17 protein-coding genes are annotated in these 19,350 nt (G+C 46.8%); 13 read left to right on the forward strand and 4 right to left on the reverse strand.

Features of this window, described 5'->3' with window-relative positions:
- Positions 1-163: 163 nt before the first annotated feature.
- The gene (locus AC2EXB_RS03380; protein WP_483604710.1) at positions 164-1,636 is read left to right on the forward strand and encodes an aldehyde dehydrogenase family protein; all 1,473 of its coding nucleotides are present in this window, start codon (positions 164-166) and stop codon (positions 1,634-1,636) included.
- A 117-nt stretch (positions 1,637-1,753) separates the two neighbouring features.
- Positions 1,754-2,497 carry an SDR family NAD(P)-dependent oxidoreductase gene (locus AC2EXB_RS03385; RefSeq protein WP_483603632.1) on the forward strand — a complete coding sequence of 248 codons (744 nt, stop codon included), beginning with the start codon at positions 1,754-1,756 and terminating at the stop codon, positions 2,495-2,497.
- 105 nt (positions 2,498-2,602) lie between these two features.
- Here AC2EXB_RS03385 and AC2EXB_RS03390 read toward each other — a convergent pair whose 3' ends face one another.
- The 3 genes from AC2EXB_RS03390 to AC2EXB_RS03400 form a co-directional block, all read right to left on the reverse strand.
- A complete protein-coding gene (locus AC2EXB_RS03390; protein ID WP_483603634.1) occupies positions 2,603-4,471 on the reverse strand; it encodes a heavy metal translocating P-type ATPase in 1,869 nt (622 codons plus the stop codon).
- A gap of 160 nt (positions 4,472-4,631) precedes the next feature.
- A complete protein-coding gene (locus AC2EXB_RS03395; protein ID WP_235198247.1) occupies positions 4,632-5,090 on the reverse strand; it encodes a universal stress protein in 459 nt (152 codons plus the stop codon).
- A gap of 95 nt (positions 5,091-5,185) precedes the next feature.
- Positions 5,186-5,668, reverse strand: coding sequence for a universal stress protein (locus AC2EXB_RS03400; protein ID WP_235198248.1), 483 nt, complete (start codon positions 5,666-5,668; stop codon positions 5,186-5,188).
- A 257-nt stretch (positions 5,669-5,925) separates the two neighbouring features.
- On the opposite strand from AC2EXB_RS03400, the gene AC2EXB_RS03405 reads away from it, so the two are divergent.
- The 5 genes from AC2EXB_RS03405 to AC2EXB_RS03425 are packed head-to-tail and all read left to right on the forward strand — an operon-like array spanning position 5,926 to position 10,460.
- The gene (locus AC2EXB_RS03405; RefSeq protein WP_483603635.1) at positions 5,926-6,882 is read left to right on the forward strand and encodes a sugar kinase; all 957 of its coding nucleotides are present in this window, start codon (positions 5,926-5,928) and stop codon (positions 6,880-6,882) included.
- A gap of 20 nt (positions 6,883-6,902) precedes the next feature.
- The gene (locus AC2EXB_RS03410) at positions 6,903-7,523 is read left to right on the forward strand and encodes a bifunctional 2-keto-4-hydroxyglutarate aldolase/2-keto-3-deoxy-6-phosphogluconate aldolase (RefSeq protein WP_483603636.1); all 621 of its coding nucleotides are present in this window, start codon (positions 6,903-6,905) and stop codon (positions 7,521-7,523) included.
- A gap of 15 nt (positions 7,524-7,538) precedes the next feature.
- Entirely contained in the window at positions 7,539-8,615 is a 1,077-nt protein-coding gene (gene uxuA / locus AC2EXB_RS03415; protein WP_483603638.1) for a mannonate dehydratase, read from the forward strand.
- Positions 8,612-9,448: an SDR family oxidoreductase gene (locus AC2EXB_RS03420; protein ID WP_235198252.1), complete on the forward strand. Its 837-nt coding sequence runs from the start codon at positions 8,612-8,614 to the stop codon at positions 9,446-9,448. The genes uxuA and AC2EXB_RS03420 overlap by 4 nt, the downstream gene beginning before the upstream one ends.
- A 7-nt stretch (positions 9,449-9,455) precedes the next feature.
- Complete coding sequence (locus tag AC2EXB_RS03425) at positions 9,456-10,460, forward strand: LacI family DNA-binding transcriptional regulator (protein ID WP_483603639.1); 1,005 nt, start codon at positions 9,456-9,458, stop codon at positions 10,458-10,460.
- Positions 10,461-10,529: 69 nt separating this feature from the next.
- Here AC2EXB_RS03425 and AC2EXB_RS03430 read toward each other — a convergent pair whose 3' ends face one another.
- Positions 10,530-11,858, reverse strand: coding sequence for a TrkH family potassium uptake protein (locus AC2EXB_RS03430; protein ID WP_483603641.1), 1,329 nt, complete (start codon positions 11,856-11,858; stop codon positions 10,530-10,532).
- 239 nt (positions 11,859-12,097) lie between these two features.
- Between AC2EXB_RS03430 and nagE the strand changes: the two genes are divergently transcribed.
- The 6 genes from nagE (at position 12,098) to AC2EXB_RS03460 (ending at position 19,349) form a co-directional block, all read left to right on the forward strand.
- Positions 12,098-14,005, forward strand: coding sequence for an N-acetylglucosamine-specific PTS transporter subunit IIBC (gene nagE, locus AC2EXB_RS03435; protein ID WP_483603642.1), 1,908 nt, complete (start codon positions 12,098-12,100; stop codon positions 14,003-14,005).
- Between the two features lie 67 nt (positions 14,006-14,072).
- Positions 14,073-15,239: an N-acetylglucosamine-6-phosphate deacetylase gene (nagA, locus tag AC2EXB_RS03440; protein WP_483603643.1), complete on the forward strand. Its 1,167-nt coding sequence runs from the start codon at positions 14,073-14,075 to the stop codon at positions 15,237-15,239.
- Positions 15,239-15,979: a glucosamine-6-phosphate deaminase gene (nagB, locus tag AC2EXB_RS03445; RefSeq protein ID WP_483603645.1), complete on the forward strand. Its 741-nt coding sequence runs from the start codon at positions 15,239-15,241 to the stop codon at positions 15,977-15,979. Before nagA ends, nagB begins: the two co-directional genes overlap by 1 nt.
- A 5-nt stretch (positions 15,980-15,984) precedes the next feature.
- Positions 15,985-16,704, forward strand: coding sequence for a GntR family transcriptional regulator (locus AC2EXB_RS03450; protein WP_483604711.1), 720 nt, complete (start codon positions 15,985-15,987; stop codon positions 16,702-16,704).
- Positions 16,705-16,719: 15 nt separating this feature from the next.
- Entirely contained in the window at positions 16,720-16,986 is a 267-nt protein-coding gene (locus tag AC2EXB_RS03455; protein ID WP_483603647.1) for a phosphocarrier protein HPr, read from the forward strand.
- 248 nt (positions 16,987-17,234) lie between these two features.
- A complete protein-coding gene (locus tag AC2EXB_RS03460; RefSeq protein ID WP_483603649.1) occupies positions 17,235-19,349 on the forward strand; it encodes a BglG family transcription antiterminator in 2,115 nt (704 codons plus the stop codon).
- Position 19,350 lies beyond the last annotated feature (1 nt).

The raw sequence follows: 19,350 nt of genomic DNA on the forward strand, positions 1-19,350 counted from the left end.
ATTAAATCGGAATATCCTAGTTTTAGGATTCTATAGAAGGGTAAAGAGAAGGGTGGCGAAAAAATGTACGAAAGCAGCCAGCATTTTCATGGCTGAAGTATTAGAAGCTATTTTCAAAGATCCATCCAATACATTCTACCAATTGAAAAGAGGAGTGAAGAAAATGAAGACGGATTTTTCGAAAGTGTATATAAACGGTGAATGGCGCGACGGTTCAAGCGACCAGATGATGGCGAATACAAATCCTTTCACAGGCGAAGATTTGATCGCAACGAAAGCAGCCAATAAAGACGATTTGGATGCGGCTTACAAGGCGGCAGCGGAAGCACAAATCGAGTGGTCGAAGGAATTGCCGCAGAACAAACGGGCGATTCTGGAGAAAACAGTGGAAGTCATGCAGGAAAACAAACAATTGATCATCGATTGGCTCGTAAAAGAAGCGGGCAGCACGGTCATTAAAGCGACAGTCGAATTCGGCGCAGCTTTGGATGTGGTGAAGCAGTCGATGGCTTATCCATTCCAGATGGAAGGGAAAATTTTGCCTTCCCAGCAACCTGGAAAAGAAAACCGCATTTACCGCAACCCGATCGGCGTCATTGGGGTCATCAGCCCGTGGAATTTCCCGTTCCATTTAGCGATGCGGTCCATTGCACCGGCTCTTGCAACCGGAAATGGAGTCGTGGTGAAACCGGCAACGGATACACCGATTACCGGCGGTTTGATTTTCGCCAGCATTTTTGAAGCAGCTGGATTGCCGAAAGGGCTATTGAATATCGTTGTCGGACGCGGCTCAGAAATCGGTGATGACGTTGTTAAGCACCCGATTCCGCGACTGATTTCCTTTACCGGCTCAACGGAAGTCGGTATGGGCATCGGAAAACTGGCAGGCGGCAATTTGAAGAAAACCGCTTTAGAACTGGGAGGCAATAACGTCTTTGTCGTACTGGATGATGCAGATATCGACCAAGCAGTAGATTCGGCGCTATTCGGCAAATTCTATCACCAAGGCCAGATCTGTATGGCGATCAACCGGATATTTGTCCATAAAGACAAATACGATGAATTCGCTGAGCTCTTTATCAAACGTGCCGGAAAATTGAAATACGGCAATCCGGCAGAACAGGATACGAATGTCGGACCGCTGATCAACCGCAAGCAAGTCGACCGCATCTTGGAAGACTTGGAAGAGAGCGTCAAGCAAGGCGCAGAAATCCGCTTAGGCGGCAAGGCTGACGGCAACGTCCTTGAGCCGACGGTTGTCACTAATGTCACGAACGAAATGCCGCTCGCAGTCAATGAAATCTTTGGGCCGGTGGCAATCTTGATTCCGTTCGAAGACGACGACGATGCAGCGGAAATGGCCAATGCGCTGCCATACGGATTGAGCGGAGCTGTCCATTCTTCTAATTTAGAACACGGCGCAGCGTTTGCCCACAGAATCCATACGGGCATGATCCATGTCAATGACCAGCCGGTAAATGACGAATCGCATGTGCCGTTCGGGGGAGAAAAGAACTCCGGGCTTGGCCGTTTCAATGGCGAATGGATCCTCGAAGAATTCACGACTTTAAAATGGATCTCCTTGCAGCATCAACGCCGGGACTATGGTCCGTTCATCAATCAATTAAAAGAATAAATGACAGGGACCTTTGCTTCGGCAGAGGTCTTTTTTTAGTTTCAAAATAATATGACTAAATAGTCTGACAATAATATATACTAGGAGTGTATGAGATTCGAAAAGGGAGGAATTGGAATGGATTTGCAAGGGAAAGTGGCAGCAGTAACAGGCGGAGCATCGGGAATCGGTTTAGCAACAGCGAAAGCTTTTATCAGCAAAGGGGTGAAGGTGGTCATTGCTGATTTCAATGAAGAAGGAGGAGAAGCTGCGGCGAAAGAATTGAGCGGCAACGGGGCAGAAGCGGTATTTGTGAAGGTGGATGCCTCTCAAGAAGATTCTGTGGAAAATCTGGTGGCGCAAACGGTCAGTCAATTCGGCCAAATCGACATCATGGTCAATAATGCAGGAATCGGCGCCTTGAGCGAAACGCATGAATTGTCTGATGAAGATTACCAAAAAGTGATTGGCGTCAATCAGGATGGTGTTTTTTACGGCATTAAATATGCGGTACGGGAAATGCTGAAGACAGGCGGAGGCGCAATTGTCAACACGTCTTCCATACTCGGCAGCGTCGGAGAGCCGCAAGCTTTCGCCTACAACGCTTCGAAAGGCGCGGTAAACTTGATGACCAAATCAGCCGCTCTCCAATACGGGGATAAAAATATCCGCGTCAATGCTGTGGCACCCGGCTATATCGAAACAGCCATGGTGAACCGTGAAGCGCTGGGCGAAGAATTTTATAATGGGTTGGTGGCGAAACATCCTGCAGGGCGCTTAGGAAAAGCGGATGAAGTTGCCCATGCCATTGTGTTCCTTTGCGAAAATGATTTTGTAACAGGTACAACTGTAATGGTTGACGGGGGATACACGGCTCAATAAAGCCAGGAATGTAAAATGCATTGCCTGCCGAGTTGAATTACAAATGAAAAGAGAGGCTTTCATCTGAAAGCCTCTCTTTTGCGTAAATCACCAATATAGCCGATTTCAAAGACGATGATTCAGCATGCGCAAACCGTTTAAAATCACAAGCAAAGTGCTGCCTTCATGGCCGATGACGCCAAAAGGAATGGAAAGGGATTGCATAAAATTCAAGAAAACAAGAATGACAATCACCCCTACGGAAAAATACATATTCTGCTTTACGATTTTCTCCATTTTTCGGGCGAGCCGAATCGAATAGACAATACGGGATAAATCATTTTTCATCAAGATCACATCAGCGGTTTCCAATGCGACATCCGTTCCTTCGCCCATTGCTATCCCAGTTGTGGCGGTTGCGAGGGCAGGGGCGTCATTGATGCCGTCGCCGGTCATCGCAATATAAGGGTAGTCATTCATCAGTTTCTTCAATTCTTTTACTTTATCCCCGGGCATGCAGCCGCCGACGTAATCATCCACCCCGCTTTCTTCGGCAATCGCTTTGGCAGTTTTTACATTATCGCCTGTCAGCAAGATGCAAAAAATCCCTTCTTTTTGCAGTTCTTGAATGGTGCTTTTCGTATTCGGGCGGATGGTATCCTTTAATGCAATGGCTGCAGCGATTCCTTGGCTATCGCGTACAAATGTCACGGTTTTTCCTTCATTCGCCAAATGTTCCAGCAAGTTTCCGTAAAAAATTTCGGCTTCCGACTCACCGACAAATGCGGGCTTGCCGACTTTTATTTCCTCGCCGGAAATTACCGCTTTTAATCCATTGCCCGGCACATCGGTTATTTGCAGTCCAGAGAGCGGGGCAATGCCTTTGGATTGAATAAATTCCGTAATGGCTTTTGCAAGCGGGTGGTTAGACTGCATTTCAATGCCGGCAACCTTTTCCATCAGAGCGTCCTGTGAGATTCCTTCACGCAACACGAAGTCAGTCACTTGGGGCCGGCCCATGGTTAAGGTTCCCGTCTTATCAAATGCGATTGCCTGGACGGCGCTCAAGTTTTCCAGATGGACACCGCCTTTGAAGATAATGCCGCTTTTGGCTCCGTTGGAAATGGCCGCTAGTGTAGCGGGCATAATTGACGCCACGAGAGCACAAGGCGAAGCCACCACGAGCAGGAGGATGGCCCGGTAGAACGTAGTATTCCAATCCCAATCAAATAAGTAATGCGGCAGGAAAAGCATGAGAGAGAAGACAATCAAGACGATATTGACATAGTTTCCTTCAAAGCGCTCGACAAATTGCTGGGAAGGGGGCTTTTCATTTTGGGCAGACTGGACGAGGTCGATAATTTTCTGTACAAGCGTTTCAGAATTCGGTTTCGTCATCTCCATCGTAATCGCCCCGCTTAAATTGACAGTAGAGGCAAATAGTTCGTCTCCGGAATCTTTGGAGACCGGAATGGACTCTCCGCTGATCGAGGATTCATCGACAACCGTATGCCCCGTCAAAAGGTTTCCGTCTGCAGGGATTCGTTCGCCAGGCTTCACGACAAGCGTATCTCCCGCTTGGAGAGAAGAAATGCTGACCCGAGACGTGGTCTCGCCTTGTAAAAGCCAGGCTTCTTCAGGCTGGATTTCCATTAAAGCGGAAACTTCTTTCCGGCTTTTGTTCATGGTATAAGTTTCTAATGCACCGCTAAGCGAAAAAATGAAAATCAGAATCGCGCCCTCTGTCCAGTAGCCGATCAGCGAAGCACCGACGGCAGCGAGCACCATTAACAGCTCGACATTGGGTTTTCGGTTTTCAATGGTTTTTTGGATGCCGTATTTCGCTTTGGCATAGCCGCCGATAAAAAAGGCCAGCAGGTAAACAGGCACTGAAAAACTTGCGAGCTCATTCTTTTCAAGGAGATAGGCTAGAAGAATTAATATTCCGGATAGAATAGCTGCGATCAATTCAATATGGGTTTTCCAGTTCTTCATTTGATATCCAGCTCCTTTGAACCTATATGGCTTGAGAAAATAGAGATTTCACAGCTGGAAGAAATATTCCAGCGAAAAAGAAAAGTCCAGTCCACTTGTTTTCAAGTTGACCAGACTTCTTTTTCGCTGTTAAGAGGGAAGACCAGTTGCTGCCGTCATTTTAATTTTGATTGGTCGGAAGTTCCCTGCGAACGACAAGAACGTCACAGGAACTATTGCTGACGATATGCTGAGAGACGCTGCCCATCAAATATTTTTCAAAAGCATTCAATCCTTGGGCTCCGCAAATAATCAAGTCTGCGTCCACCTGCTTGGCAAAATCGCGTGAAATGGCTTTTTTTGGAGATCCTGAAGCTACAAATGCATTTACATCAGACAATCCGGCACCAATGGCTTCATTCTTATACTTTTCGACAAGTGCTCTTCCTTCTTCGAAGATTGGATCATCTTCAGAAGGTACCCGCTTTGTCATAGCAGTAAAAGAGCGGGTATCCACTACATGGATTAAATTCAGTGAAGCCTTATGTTTCTTCGCCATCTCAATGGATTTCCTGAATGCCCACTCTGCTTCTTTCGAACCGTCAACTGCGACTAAAATATGATTGTATTCTAAAGCCATACGTATCCTCCTCTGCTTTTTTCTCTTCCTTGTTCTCATTCTCCATTAAAAATAAAACCCCTCCTTAAATTACGAATATTCAAAAAACTTAAATCTTATTTATACTCAATTCTTTCTTTCGGTTTCTTATTCTTGGGACCGGTTTGGCGAACGACTAAGACGTCGCAAGGGCTGCTCCGAACGATGTGCTGGGAAACGCTGCCGAGGAGAAAATGTTCAAATGCATTTAAACCTTGGGCTCCGCAGACGATCAAGTCGGCGCTAAGCTGTTTTGCATAGTCCCGGGCAATCACTTTTTTAGGAGAGCCGGGAACAACGAATGTATGGGCTTCTTGGACTCCGGAATCCAGCGCTTTTGCTTTGTAGCCCTCAAGAAGTTCTCTTCCGTGCTTGAATGCTTCATCTTCTATATGCGGTTCATGAAGCTTGATAGCTGTGTAAGAACGGCTATCCACTACGTAAATAATATTCAGTACAGCGGTATTTCTCTTCGCGATGCCGATTGCTTTTTCAAAAGCGCGCTCCGCTTCGCTGGATCCATCGACGGCCACCAGTATGCTTTTGTATGCAAAATACATATCAATTCCTCCCGTCATAATTTTGCTTAGCAAGTAGTTCTCTATACAAGGGGCAATCTCCTGCATATGAAGAGAATCATTCAAGCAATTGCAGGGAAAGAAATTTCGTTATTTTTGTATAGAGGCCTTTTTGATTATTTTTCAGAATTTACCCGCGATTGATTGATTCTGAAAGCACTTTCATTTATAGTTTAACTAAACCGATTTACTAAACCGATTTATAAAATAAAAATAGCATACAAGAGAGGGGAAATACCTTGTCTAATCAATATAATGTTTTTACTTTAGGAGATGCATTGATCACGTTCAATCCTTCTGAAACTGGGCCGCTGCGTTATGTGCCTTCTTTCACCCGGAAAGTGGGCGGGGCTGAATTGAATTTTGCGATCGGCTGCGCACGCCTTGGTTTGAATATCAAATGGGCAAGCCGGCTTGGCGGAGACGAATTTGGGCGGGTCATCTATAATTTTGCCCGCGGTGAAGGCGTCGATTTGTCGGAAGTCGAGTTTGTGGAAAATTATCCAACTTCGCTGAATTTTAAAGAGATCCGGGAAGATGGTTCCGGCAAGACTTTTTACTATCGCTATCAATCTCCGATCTTAACAATGGAGCCGAGCGATATAACTGAAGATATGTTTGAAGGCGTAGATTTGATTCACCTGACCGGCGTTTTCCTGGCGATTGATCCGAAAAACTTTGCCATCGTGAAACGGGTGCTGGAAATCGCAGCTGAAAAGGATATCCGCATTTCATTTGACCCGAATATTCGATTGAAGCTTTGGACCTTGGACCAGGCTAAAGCCGCATATATGGAAATTTTGCCGTCAGTTGATATTTTGCTGACAGGCTTGGATGAAATCGAAATGATCATCGGAGATTCTGCAGACCGAGCACTTGAACAATGTGCGAAAGACTTCAACATCGAACAACTTGTAATTAAAGATGGCGGCAACGGGGCGCGAGTTTACCAAAACGGCGCTTGGCATAAAAAAGAGGCGTTCCCGGTAAATCCGATTGATACAGTAGGCGCAGGGGACGGCTTTGACGCTGGCTATGTATACGCGACGCTTCATGGCTATTCGCCGGAAGAAGCGCTGGAGTTTGCAAACGGCGTCGGAGCATTGGTTACAACGGTGTCCGGCGACAACGAAGGGCTGCCTTATTTAGAAGAAGTGACGGCTTTGATCCGTAAAGAAAAAGTTGTGGAACGTTAAATAGAAGAGGAGCTGAAAAAATGTTAAAACATGAAGTGTTAGCAAAGTTGACCAAAACGAAAGTCGTCGCAGTGATTCGCGGGACTAGTGCAGAAGAAGCGATCGAGTTGTCAAAAGCGGCAATCCAAGGAGGCATTCCCGCAATCGAATTGACGTATACGACACCGCAAGTGCAGAACGTCTTTGAAGCATTGAAAGAAGAAGATGTGCTGCTCGGTGCAGGGTCGGTCTTGGATTCGGAAACAGCGCGCCACGCCATTCTCGCCGGAGCAAAGTTCATCGTCAGCCCGCATTTCAATGAAGATATTGCGCCGGTCTGCAACCGCTACGGCGTTCCGTATTTGCCTGGCTGCATGACCATCCGTGAAATGGTCAAAGCACTTGAATCCGGCAGCGACATCATCAAATTATTCCCAGCGAATAACTTCGAGCCGTCATTCATCAAATCAGTCAACGGCCCGCTTCCGCATGTACGGATCATGCCGACAGGCGGCATCAACTTAAACAACATCCAAGACTGGATTTCCGCTGGAGCAGTAGCAGTAGGAATCGGCAGTGATTTGAATAAAGCTTACGCAGCTGGCGGATTTGAAGCAGCTGTTGAGTTAAGCAAACAGTACATGGAAAAAAGCGCACAATAGAGGAGGAACCCCCGAATGAACATGGCATTCCGTTGGTACGGCAAAGATAACGATACGGTTACCCTTGAAAACATCAAACAAATTCCTGGCGTGAAAGGGATCGTCTGGGCATTGCACGATGTCCCGGCAGGAGAAGTTTGGACGAAAGAAGCGATCAAAACAGAAGTGGATTATATCGAATCTTACGGTTTCCATACCGAAGTGGTGGAGAGCGTCAATGTCCATGAATCGATTAAGCTCGGGAACGCAGACCGCGACCGCTATATTGAAAACTACAAAGAGTCGATCCGCAATTTGGCAGAAGTCGGCGTGAAAGTGATCTGCTATAACTTCATGCCGATCTTTGATTGGACGCGTACGGAAATGTTCCATCCTTTAGAAGACGGTTCGACGGCTTTATTCTTCGAGAAATCGAAAGTGGAGAACTTGGACCCGCAGGAATTGGTGCGTACCGTGAGCGAAGCGTCGGATTTGACGTTGCCAGGCTGGGAGCCGGAAAAACTTGACCATTTGAGTGAATTGTTCGAAGCTTATAAAGAGATTGATGAGGCTCAGCTGTGGGAGAATTTGGCTTATTTCCTGAAAGCGATCTTGCCGACGGCTGAAGAAGCAGGGATCAAAATGGCCATCCATCCGGATGATCCGCCGTATTCGATTTTCGGATTGCCGCGCATCATCACGGGTGAACAAAGCTATGAAAAACTGATCGAGATTTCCGATTCAGCATCCAATGCGTTTACGATGTGCACCGGATCCATGGGCGCAAGCTTATCCAATAATATGGTGGAAGTGGCGAGAAAATATGCGAAGCGTGCGCCATTTGCGCACATCCGCAACGTCAAAGTTTATGACAACGGAGACTTTACGGAAACCTCGCATTATACGCAAGACGGATCGATTGATATTAAAGGCGTCGTAAAAGAATTGCATGACCAGGATTATGACGGTTATGTGCGTCCAGACCACGGCCGCCACATTTGGGGCGAAGTTTGCCGACCGGGATACGGATTGTATGACCGTGCACTGGGCATCATGTACTTGCTTGGTTTATGGGATGCTTACGAAACAAAAAGAACGGAGGATGCAAAATGATTCCAATCCATGAAAATTTAAAAGGCCGTACAGCGGTTATTACAGGTGGCAGCGGTGTACTCTGTTCAGAAATGGCACGCGAACTGGCTCGCCACGGCGTGAAAGTGGCGATTTTAAACCGGACAGCTGAAAAAGGAGCAGACGTGGCAGCGGAAATTAACGCTGCAGGCGGAGAAGCATTGGCTGTAGCGGCGAATGTCTTGGACCGTGCTTCTTTGGAAAAAGCAAAAACCGAAATTTTGGAAGCTTTCGGCAAAATTGATATTTTGATCAATGGCGCAGGAGGAAACCATCCGGACGCGATCACAGGACCGGAAACCTACGATGAATCGGCAGAAGGAAAATCGTTCTTCGACTTAGAAGAAGAAGGCTTCTCAAATGTTTTCTCGGTTAACTTCACCGGAACATTCCTTGCAAGCCAAGTATTCGGCAAAGAATTGTTGAAGAGCGAGTCGCCGGCAATCGTCAACTTGTCTTCGATGAGTTCGTATGCGCCGATGACCAAAGTGCCTGCTTACAGTGCAGCGAAAGCATCGATCAACAACTTCACAATGTGGATGGCGGTTCATTTTGCGGAAACGGGCTTGCGCGTCAACTCGATCGCACCGGGATTCTTCTTGACAACGCAAAACCGCGATTTGCTGCTCGATCCAGAAGGCAATCCGACATCGCGTTCAAAGAAAATCCTGACAGCGACGCCGATGAAGAAATTCGGCCAGCCGGAAGATTTATTGGGGGCGCTGTTATTCTTAGTGGATGAATCGTATTCATCCTTTGTTACCGGTACGACTTTAGCGGTCGATGGCGGCTTCATGGCTTATTCAGGAGTTTGATGCGTCCATGAAAACCGTGACCATCGCAGAAGTGGCGGAACATGCAAAAGTATCCAAAAGCACCGTTTCGCAGTATCTGAATAAACGCTATGAATACATGAGCGAAAACACACGGAAACGGATTGAAGCGTCAATCGAAGAATTGAACTATCATCCGAATGTCATTGCGAGAAGCTTAAAGCAGAAGTCGACATTTACAGTCGGTGTGATCGTTGCAAATATCCTTCACAGTTTTTCAACGCAGATTCTCCGGACGATTGAAAATAATTTCAATGGGCAAGGATTCCATACAATTATTTGCAATGCGGATGACGAACCCGAAAAAGAGCGGAATTACATCGAAATGCTCTTAGCGAAGCAAGTCGACGGGTTGATTATCTTCCCGACCGGCGGGAATTTGGATCTCTATGAACAAATGAAGAAAAGAGACTTTCCGGTCGTCTTCATGGACCGGAAAATTGAAGGATTGGAAATTGAGACGGTCATGCTCGACAATCACCGGGCAGCTGAACTGGCGGTCCGCAAATTCGCCGAAAGCGGCTATTCAAAAGTTTCCATCGTGACAACTTCGATCATCCGAAATACGAGCCCTCGGGTCGAACGGATTGAAGGGTATCGAAAAGCGGTTGAAGAAGTTAACCTGACAGCCGACCCGGCTTATATCCAAACAGCTGATGCGGAAAAGATCCAGGAAGTGCTGAAAGATTTATTCGCCTTGCCAGAGCCGCCGGATGCGATTCTGGCCGGCAATGATATTGTCTTGATTGAAGTGCTGAAATTCATGAAAGAGCAGCAGCTGCATATTCCAAAAGATGTCGCAGTCATCGGCATTGACGAAGTGCCGTTTGCAAGCTTCTATTCACCGCCGCTTACGATCGTTTCACAGCCGACGATTGAAATGGGGAACTTGGCAGCTGAGCTTTTGTTGAAGCAGATCAACGGAACTTCGGAAAAAGCGAGCCCGGTTGTGCACCGGCTTCAACCAAGCCTGATCGATCGGGATTCTTGTTGAAGAAAGAGATAGGCTGGAATCCAGTCGCATTAAAATAGCCTGCCGGCTTTTGCCGGCAGGCTATTTTTCTTAACCCGTAAATACTTGGTCGTACGGATAGCGGAAATGGTCTTTCTTCGGTTTCATTAAGATGAAAAACAAAGTGAGCGGACCAATTCGGCCGACGAACATCACGAGGCTTAAAAGAATTTCGCCGAGATCGGATAATTGTGCCGTGATGCCCATCGAAAGCCCCACTGTCCCGAATGCCGATACAACTTCGAACACTAAAGGCAGAAAAGGGATTTTCTCTGTCACGGTCAGCAAGAATGAAAACAGCAGCACGAGCAGAAGGCTGATGGTTGTGATGGCAAGCGAGCGGACGGTGGTTTCGATCCGGATCGTACGGCCGAATATCTCAGGTTCTTTTTGTGTGCGCAAAAAAGCATAAGTCGATAGCAGCACGACGATAAAAGTGGTCAGCTTAATCCCGGATGCCGTCGAAGCACTGCCGGCGCCGATGAACATTAATGCCATCGTGAATAACAAGGTCGGATCTTCCAATGTTCCGTAATCGAAAACGTTGAATCCTGCGGTTCTCGGCGTTACGGCTGCAAAATAGGAAGACAGGATTTTTTCTCCCCACGACTTTCCGCCAAGTGATTCCGGATTGCCAAACTCCAAGGCGAGAATGATCAAGGTTGCGCCTAGATTCAAGGCGAGCGTTCCCCACACCATCAATTTTGTATGGAGCGACCAGGAGCGCAAAGATTTTTTTTGATAAATATCGACGACGACGGTAAATCCTAAGCCCCCAAGGATAAACAGGCTGGACAACAGTACCAGGACAAAAGGGTCATTGCCGAAGCTCATCAAGTTGTCCGGGAACAAAGAAAAACCGGCATTGTTGAAAGCGGAAATAACGTGGAAGACGCTTAAATTCACTGCTTTTTGAAAGCCGTAGTCCGGCACCCAATAAACCGTCAGCAGCACAATGGCAATGGCTTCCACGCTTAATACGAAAGTGAGGATCATCTTGACCAGTTTGACAATTCCCCCAATGGAGTTTTGAGAGAAGGATTCTTGCAAGTAGATCCGGTTTTGGAGGCCGATTTTTCGCCGCAGCAAAATCAGGATCGCTACAGCAAACGTCATTAGCCCGATACCGCCGCACTGGATCAGCAACAGCAAGACAATCTCACCGAACAGCGTCAACGTGGTGCCAGGGTCAAATACGCTAAGTCCAGTGACAGTAGTGGCCGATGTGGCGGTAAACAATGCGTCCGTCCAGGAAATCGGTGCAGTTGTGGCAATTGGCAGTTTTAACAGCAGGGTCCCTAAGGTGATTAAAAACAAAAAGCTGCCGGCAATGCCAATCGGCGGTGAGACTTTAACTTGCTTTTTTTTGGATGGCTTCACAATGGCACTTCCTAAAGATAAGAGTGAAATAATAGCTAACTGTATGCCTGTTTTTTGAAGCTGTCAACAGAAGTTTTTTGTCTCGAAAATTTAGGGACCTTCACCAGAAAAAAGAATTATTCCATTAAATAAAAAATAGTATTGAAAACGCATACATATAAGAATAGAATTGGTATAGACATCTATACATTTTCTCATCATAGAGACAGCTAAAAACCAATAAGAAGGGTGGAATTAATTTGTTTAGTTTTCTGCAAAAAATCGGGAAGTCGTTAATGTTCCCAATTGCAACATTGCCAGCAGCCGCTCTGCTTCTGCGTTTAGGACAAGATGACCTCTTCGGCGTTCCGTTCTTGTCAGCTGCAGGAGCCGGGATTATCGACAACTTGGCCATCATTTTTGCGATCGGGATCGCTTTCGGGCTTGCCCATGACAGCAACGGGGGAGCCGCGCTTGCCGGTGCCGTTGCGTATCTTGTTTTAACATCAGCCATTGTCACGATTAATGAGTCCATCAATATGGGCGTTTTTGCTGGGATCCTCTCGGGGATTGTCGGCGGTCTCTTATACAATAAATTCTATAACGTGAAATTCCCGACCTGGCTCGCCTTCTTCGGCGGCCGGCGTTTCGTTCCGATTGTCACCGCGGCAACCATGACCGTACTTGCTGGGATTTTAGGCTATGCATGGCCGCCGGTACAAGATTTGATTGACGGCGCCGGCGACTGGATCTTGAATGCTGGCATGTTCGGTGTAGGGGCTTATGGTTTCTTGAACCGTTTGCTATTGCCGACAGGTTTGCACCATGTCATCAACACGATTGTCTGGTTTGACTTCGGTACATTTACAGATGCAACAGGCGAAGTCGTACGCGGTGAGATCAACCGTTTCCTAAAAGGGGACCCGACAGCGGGGCCATTCCTTTCCGGTTTCTTCCCGATCATGATGTTCGGCCTGCCAGCAGCTTGTCTCGCAATGTATGCAGCTGCTAAAAAAGAGCGCAAAGCCCTAATCGGCGGGATGCTCTTCAGTATCGGATTCACGTCATTCCTAACAGGGATCACAGAGCCGATCGAATTCTCGTTCATGTTCTTATCTCCATTATTATATGTAGTCCATGCTTTATTGACCGGCGTATCAATGATGGTCGCTTATGCACTGGATGTCCATCATGGCTTCGGCTTCTCGGCCGGCGCCATCGATTATGTCCTGAACTACGGCCTTGCCCAGAACCCGCTTGTCTTACTTGTGATGGGCCTTGTCGTAGGTGTTATTTACTTCTTCATTTTCTATTTCTTGATCATCAAACTGGACTTGAAAACACCAGGGCGTGAAGATGAAGACGAAGAAAACGGCAATGCGGATACAGGCAATAACGGAATCGACATCCGCGCTTACCACACGATCAACGCACTTGGCGGCAGCGATAACATCCAAACCGTCGATTATTGCACGACGCGTTTGCGCCTGACAGTGAAAGACGCAGACAAAGTGAACGAAAAGGAATTGAAGCGCCATGGCGCAATGGGCTTGATGAAAGTCAATAAAACCAATGTCCAGGTAGTCATCGGAACAGCTGTTGAGTTCTTGGCGGATGCCATGAAGAGCCGTTTGGCAAAAGGAAATCCAACTCCGGAAAATCTGGATGCGCCGATTGAAAAATTGCCGGCGGAAGCGGAACTTCCGAAAGTCATCATCGACAAAGATTTCTTTATGCCGATTGATGGGGAAATCATTCCATTATCTGAAGTGCCGGATGATGTCTTTGCAAAAGAAATGATGGGACCAGGATTTGGTATCGTTCCTTCAGGAAACACGCTTCATTCACCGATTGACGGGAAAGTCGTCACGGTCTTCCCGACAAAACACGCCATCGGCATCCAAACGGATACAGGAGTCGAACTTCTTATTCATGTGGGGCTGGATACGGTAAAATTAAAAGGCGAAGGGTTTGAAACTTTAGTCGAGCAAGGGCAGCTGGTCCAAGCAGGAGATGCGTTATTGAAACTGGATCTTGCTTATCTTGAAGCCAATGCACCGTCTATTGTCACGCCGGTCATTTTTACGAACTTAACCGGACAAAAATTACAGATGCTAAAAGACGGCAATCAGAAGCAGGGAACTGCGTCTATTCTAAAAGTCGAATAAATAAGAAACCGTCTAACCAGGAACTCGGATCTCGAGTTTCCTGGTTTTTCATAAGGAGCGGATAAAAATGAAGAAGACCATGAAAATCTCGCATGTATGGATTGCCGATGCCATAAATGAAAGCTTTATGGGCGACATTTTTATAGAAGGAAGAGAGATAGCGGAAATGGCGCCTGAGATAGCACGTCCGGCCGATATCGAAATCGACGGCAGTGGAAAGAATTGGACAGTGGCTCCCGGATTTATCGACGTACACATTCACGGATCTGCCGGGCATGATGTCATGGATGCGACGCCGGAAGCGATCAAGGGGCTTGCGGCATCGTTGCCAAAAGAAGGGACGACGAGTTTTCTAGCGACGACGATGACGCAATCGGACGAAGCCATTTCAGAAGCATTGGAAAATATCAGCAAGTTTGAAGCAGAAGAAAAGCAGGCGGAAATGCTTGGGGTCCATTTGGAAGGACCGTTCATTTCACCGAAGCAGCCAGGCGCGCAGCCTGCTGAATTCATCACGCTGCCATCCGCTTCGCTTTTCAATAAGTGGCAAGTGCTCAGCGGAAAACGCATCAAAATGATCACAATGGCGCCGGAAATCGAAGGCGGCTTCGCTTTTGTCAAACAGTTGAAATCAGCTGGCATCATTGCCTCGATGGGCCATTCCGACGCGAGCTATGAGGAAATGCAGCAAGCGATTGGGGCAGGCGCGAGCCACATCACCCATTTGTATAATCAAATGAGTGCGTTTCACCACCGCGACCCGGGGGTTGTCGGAACGGCTTTGCTAGAAGAAAAATTGACGGTGGAACTGATCGCGGATTTTATTCACAGCCATCCGAAATCGGTTGAAATGGCTTATCGGCTGAAAGGGGCGGACCGGCTCGTATTGATCACTGATGCGATGCGGGCAAAAGGCTTGCCGAATGGCGTCTATGACTTGGCTGGACAAGACGTCCACGTAACTGAAACCGGGGCGCGTCTTGAGAGCGGCGCTTTGGCCGGAAGCATCTTGACGATGGACACCGCAGTGCGCAATGTGCGTTCTGTGACGAATTGCAGCATTTCGGATCTGGTGGCGATGACTTCTGCAAATGCCGCAAAAGAGTTGGGGCTAACGCAAAAAGGGAAAATCGAAGCCGGAAGAGATGCGGATCTCGTCATTTTAGATGATGAGTTGAACGTGCACATGACAATTTGCAGGGGGACTATCGCTTTTGCAAAGGAGGAATTGTAATGAACACAATCGTAGTTGAAAATTACGCAGAAATGAGCAGGCGCGCTGCAGAAATTTTGGAACAGCAAATTGCTGAAAATCCGCATTCGGTATTGGGGCTTGCGACAGGTTCGACACCGCTCGGGCTGTACGAGCGAATGATTGAAGGCCATCAGCAGAGGGGCATTTCCTATGAACATGCCCAAACCTTCAACTTGGATGAATACAGAGGGCTGAACAAAAACCATCCGAACAGCTACCGGATTTTCATGGTTGAAAACTTATTCAAGCATTTGGACATCCCGATGAGCCATACGTATATCCCGAACGGCCAGGCGCATTCCGTTGAAGAAGAATGCTTGCGCTATGAAGCGTTGATTGACCGGATTGGGCCGATTGATTTGCAGGTTCTTGGGATGGGGACAAACGGACACATCGGTTTCAATGAACCCGGAACGGCTGAAGAAAGCCGGACGCATATCATCGAACTGGATGAATCGACCCGCCAGAACAATGCGCGCTTTTTCGAATCCCCCGAAGATGTACCGACCCATGCAATCACGATGGGCATCGCTTCGATTTTAAAAAGCAAGAAGATCCTGCTGCTCGCTTCCGGTGAGAAAAAAGCCCAAGCGGTGAAAACCTTATTGGACAAAAACATCAGCGAAGATTTTCCCGCTTCATTTTTATGGAAGCATGCGGATGTTACGTTAATTGCAGATCGCGAAGCCTATCAGTTGGTTGAGGCAGAAGGGCTGTGAACGAATTGCTCGACAAGCAATCTCCCATTCCAATCTACATTCAAATCGAAGAACAATTGAGGGCGCGTATTAAGGCCGGAGAATTCGAAGCCGGCACCGCAATCCCGTCAGAACGCGAGTTGACGGAAAGCTTCGGCGTCAGCCGTATGACTTTGCGTCAAGCCGTCACGAATCTAGTCAATGACGGCCTGCTCTACCGTGAAAAGGGCCGCGGCACCTTTGTGGCCATCCCGAAAGTGGAACAGCCGCTGAACGGGCTTACGAGCTTCACAGAAGACATGAAAGCCCGTGGCATGGCGCCGAGCAACCAACTTATCGAGTTCAAGAAAATCGAACCGGAAGCGGATATTGCCGGAGAACTTGAGCTCCAGAGTGGGGAAAAAGTATTTTCAGTCAAGCGGATCCGCTATGCCGATGACAAGCCGATGGCCATCGAACGGACATTTTTGCCCGTAAAACTTTTCCCGCAATTGACAGAAGAAGCGCTAAAAGGCTCACTTTATTCTATAATAGAAGAGCAGCAGCTAAGGATCAGCCATGCTTCCCAGCGAATGGAAGCCGCTTTAGTGAAAAAGGAAGATGCGGAACTTTTGGAAATTGGCATGCCTTCCCCGGTGCTATGCATTGAGCGCCTCAGCTATTTAGGGGATGGGATTCCATTCGAACTGGTTCAAAGCATCTACCGGGCAGATCGATATAAATTCATCACCGACATTAAACGATAAAGAGGAGATTAGAAAATGATTGAAAAAAACTATACGATTACAAGCGATGAAGGATTACACGCGCGTCCTGCAGCAAAATTAGTGGCAAGCGTTTCGTCATTTGCATCAGATGTTAAATTGGAGTTCAAAGACAAGCAAGTGAACATGAAGTCGATTATGGGCGTCATGTCCTTAGGGATTTCAAAAGGGAAAGAAATCAAAGTCATTGCAGATGGAGCAGACGAGGAACGCGTCATCGAAACTGTCGATGAACTAATGAAAAATGAAAGCTTAGGAGCTTAAATCTCCTTAGAAAATCAACAGAACCAAGCAGCAGATCCAACCTTTGAAAAAGGTTAGGGGTCTGCTGCTTTTTTTATTCGCTGATGATTTCCAGTGATGAGAAATCCTTACAGTCCAATTTTGCACAAACGGATAGGGCGACATTTGGTCTCTACATAAACGGGTGAAGAAGGTAAAATAGAAGTAATTAATAATTCTGAACAAAAAGCCCGGGAACGTTATTAAACCTTAAGGAAGGAGGTAAAATCATGGCCTTGGATCAGCGAAGCACCGCGATATTAGCATACTTGTCTCAAACGCCGAGTTATGTCACTCCTCAAGAATTAATGGAGAAGTTTAAAATCTCCAAGCGCACTGCCTACTACGATATTGAAAAAATCAACGGATGGCTTGAAGAAAATAAACTGCCGCGCATTGAACATATCCGTTCAGCCGGCTTCCATCTCAAGAAAGAAACGGCTGAGGAAATCCCCGAACGGTTGAACCACATGCCGAAATGGCATTATGAGTACTCGCCTAAAGAGAGGAAAGCGTGGCTGGCATTGTATTTGACGGCAAGGAGCGAAGCATTGTATCTCGAGAATTTAATGGAAAAGGTCAGGGTCAGCCGCAACACGGTGATTGAAGATCTGAAAGAGCTGAAGAAAGAATTGCAGAACTTTGAATTGGAATTGCAGTTTGAAAGAGCAGGAGGCTATCAGATCAAAGGAAAAGAAGAAGACAAACGAAAAGTGATTGTCTTCTACCTCCAGCAATTATTGCCAAAGCAAAGCTGGCAATCCTTGCTGCTTCAACTTCCGATTTTATTCAATGAACAGCATGAAGAAATGGATCCGTTCATTTTCGAGAAAATGAAAGCGATCAAAGAAATTGCGATAGAAAGCGAAAAAGAATTGAACATCCGCTACACGGATGATTTCTTGCATAGCCTTACGCTTAGGCTATTGTTGTTCGGCAAAAGGCTGACAAGCGGCAAGGAAATTGTAGTGGATCCAATCGAAAAAGAGGTATTGCGCAAGACAAATGAATACCGGGCAGCGCAAGGGATAGCGGGAAAGTTATCAAAGCTATTTGAAATCGCCTTTCCGGAAGATGAAGTTTTCTACATCACGAAGCATTTGCTGAGTTCGAGAATCCAATTCGCAGATAGCCTTTTTGAAAACAACAGCCGGCATCTGATGAAAGTTCTAGCGGAGACCGTTTCCCATATGGTTTCGGATTTTCAACGGTACGCCTGTATTTTCTTTGAAAATCGCGATGAAGTCGAGAATGGCCTTTTCTTGCACATAAAGTCTGCTTATTACCGCGTACTGTATGGATTAGAAGTCGATAGCCACTTAGCGAATTCCATCCAGGAAAAGTATCCGGATACATTCCGGATCACCAAAAAAATAATCGATCATCTTCAGAACATTACCGGCAAAAAGGTCAATGATGAAGAAATTGCGTTAATCGCAATCCATTTCGGCGGCTGGCTGGAAAAGATGGGGAAAAAGCCGGTCAGCCGGAAATCGGTTTTGCTCGTATGCAATAACGGAATTGGAACTTCCCGATTGCTCCAGCATCAGCTGGAAGGGTTATTTTCAACAGTGGACGTCGTCGATTGTGTTTCGCTGCGGGATTTCGAAAACAATTCCTATGAAGCGGATTTTGTCATTTCGACCATTCCGCTTGAAGAAAAAGGAAAGCCGGTATTTGTGGTCAGCCCCATTCTGACAGAGATTGAAAAAGAGAAGCTGCTTAAAAAAGTAAATGCATTTATTGGCGTAAAGCCGGTGAAGGCGCATTCGGTTGAAGCCTTGTTATCGATCATTGAGAGCCATGCAGATATCCGAGACCGGAAAAACCTGCAAATGGAATTGCGCGAGTACTTGTATCAGAATCCGACATCTTCCCGCAAGGAAGAAAAGCCGAATTTGAGCAGCTTGCTGAAGATTCAGCACATCCAAACGCTGGAAAGTGTATCGGATTGGCGAAAAGCCATTCAAATCGCAGCCGCTCCTCTCGTTGAAAATCATTTCATCGAAACCGATTATGTCGAAGCCATGATTGACGTTCTGGATAAAACCGGACCGTACGTAGTTGTTTCTCCGCTGATTGCGATTCCGCATGCAAGACCGCAAGACGGGGTCAATGAGTTGGGTATGAGTCTCCTGCAGCTGAAAAACAGCATCTCTTTCTCGGAGAAAGGAACCCATCCTGTGAAATTGCTTATTGTGCTTGCAGCGGTGGATGGTGACAGCCATTTGAAAGCTCTCGGAGAACTGACAAAAATATTAAACGATAAAAAGTTGAAGGACCAGCTTATCGCTGCAGAATCAGCCGAAAAAATCTATGAATTGATCCAGATGCATGCGCAATGAT

The sequence above is a fragment of the Planococcus alkaliphilus genome (genome assembly GCF_057031095.1).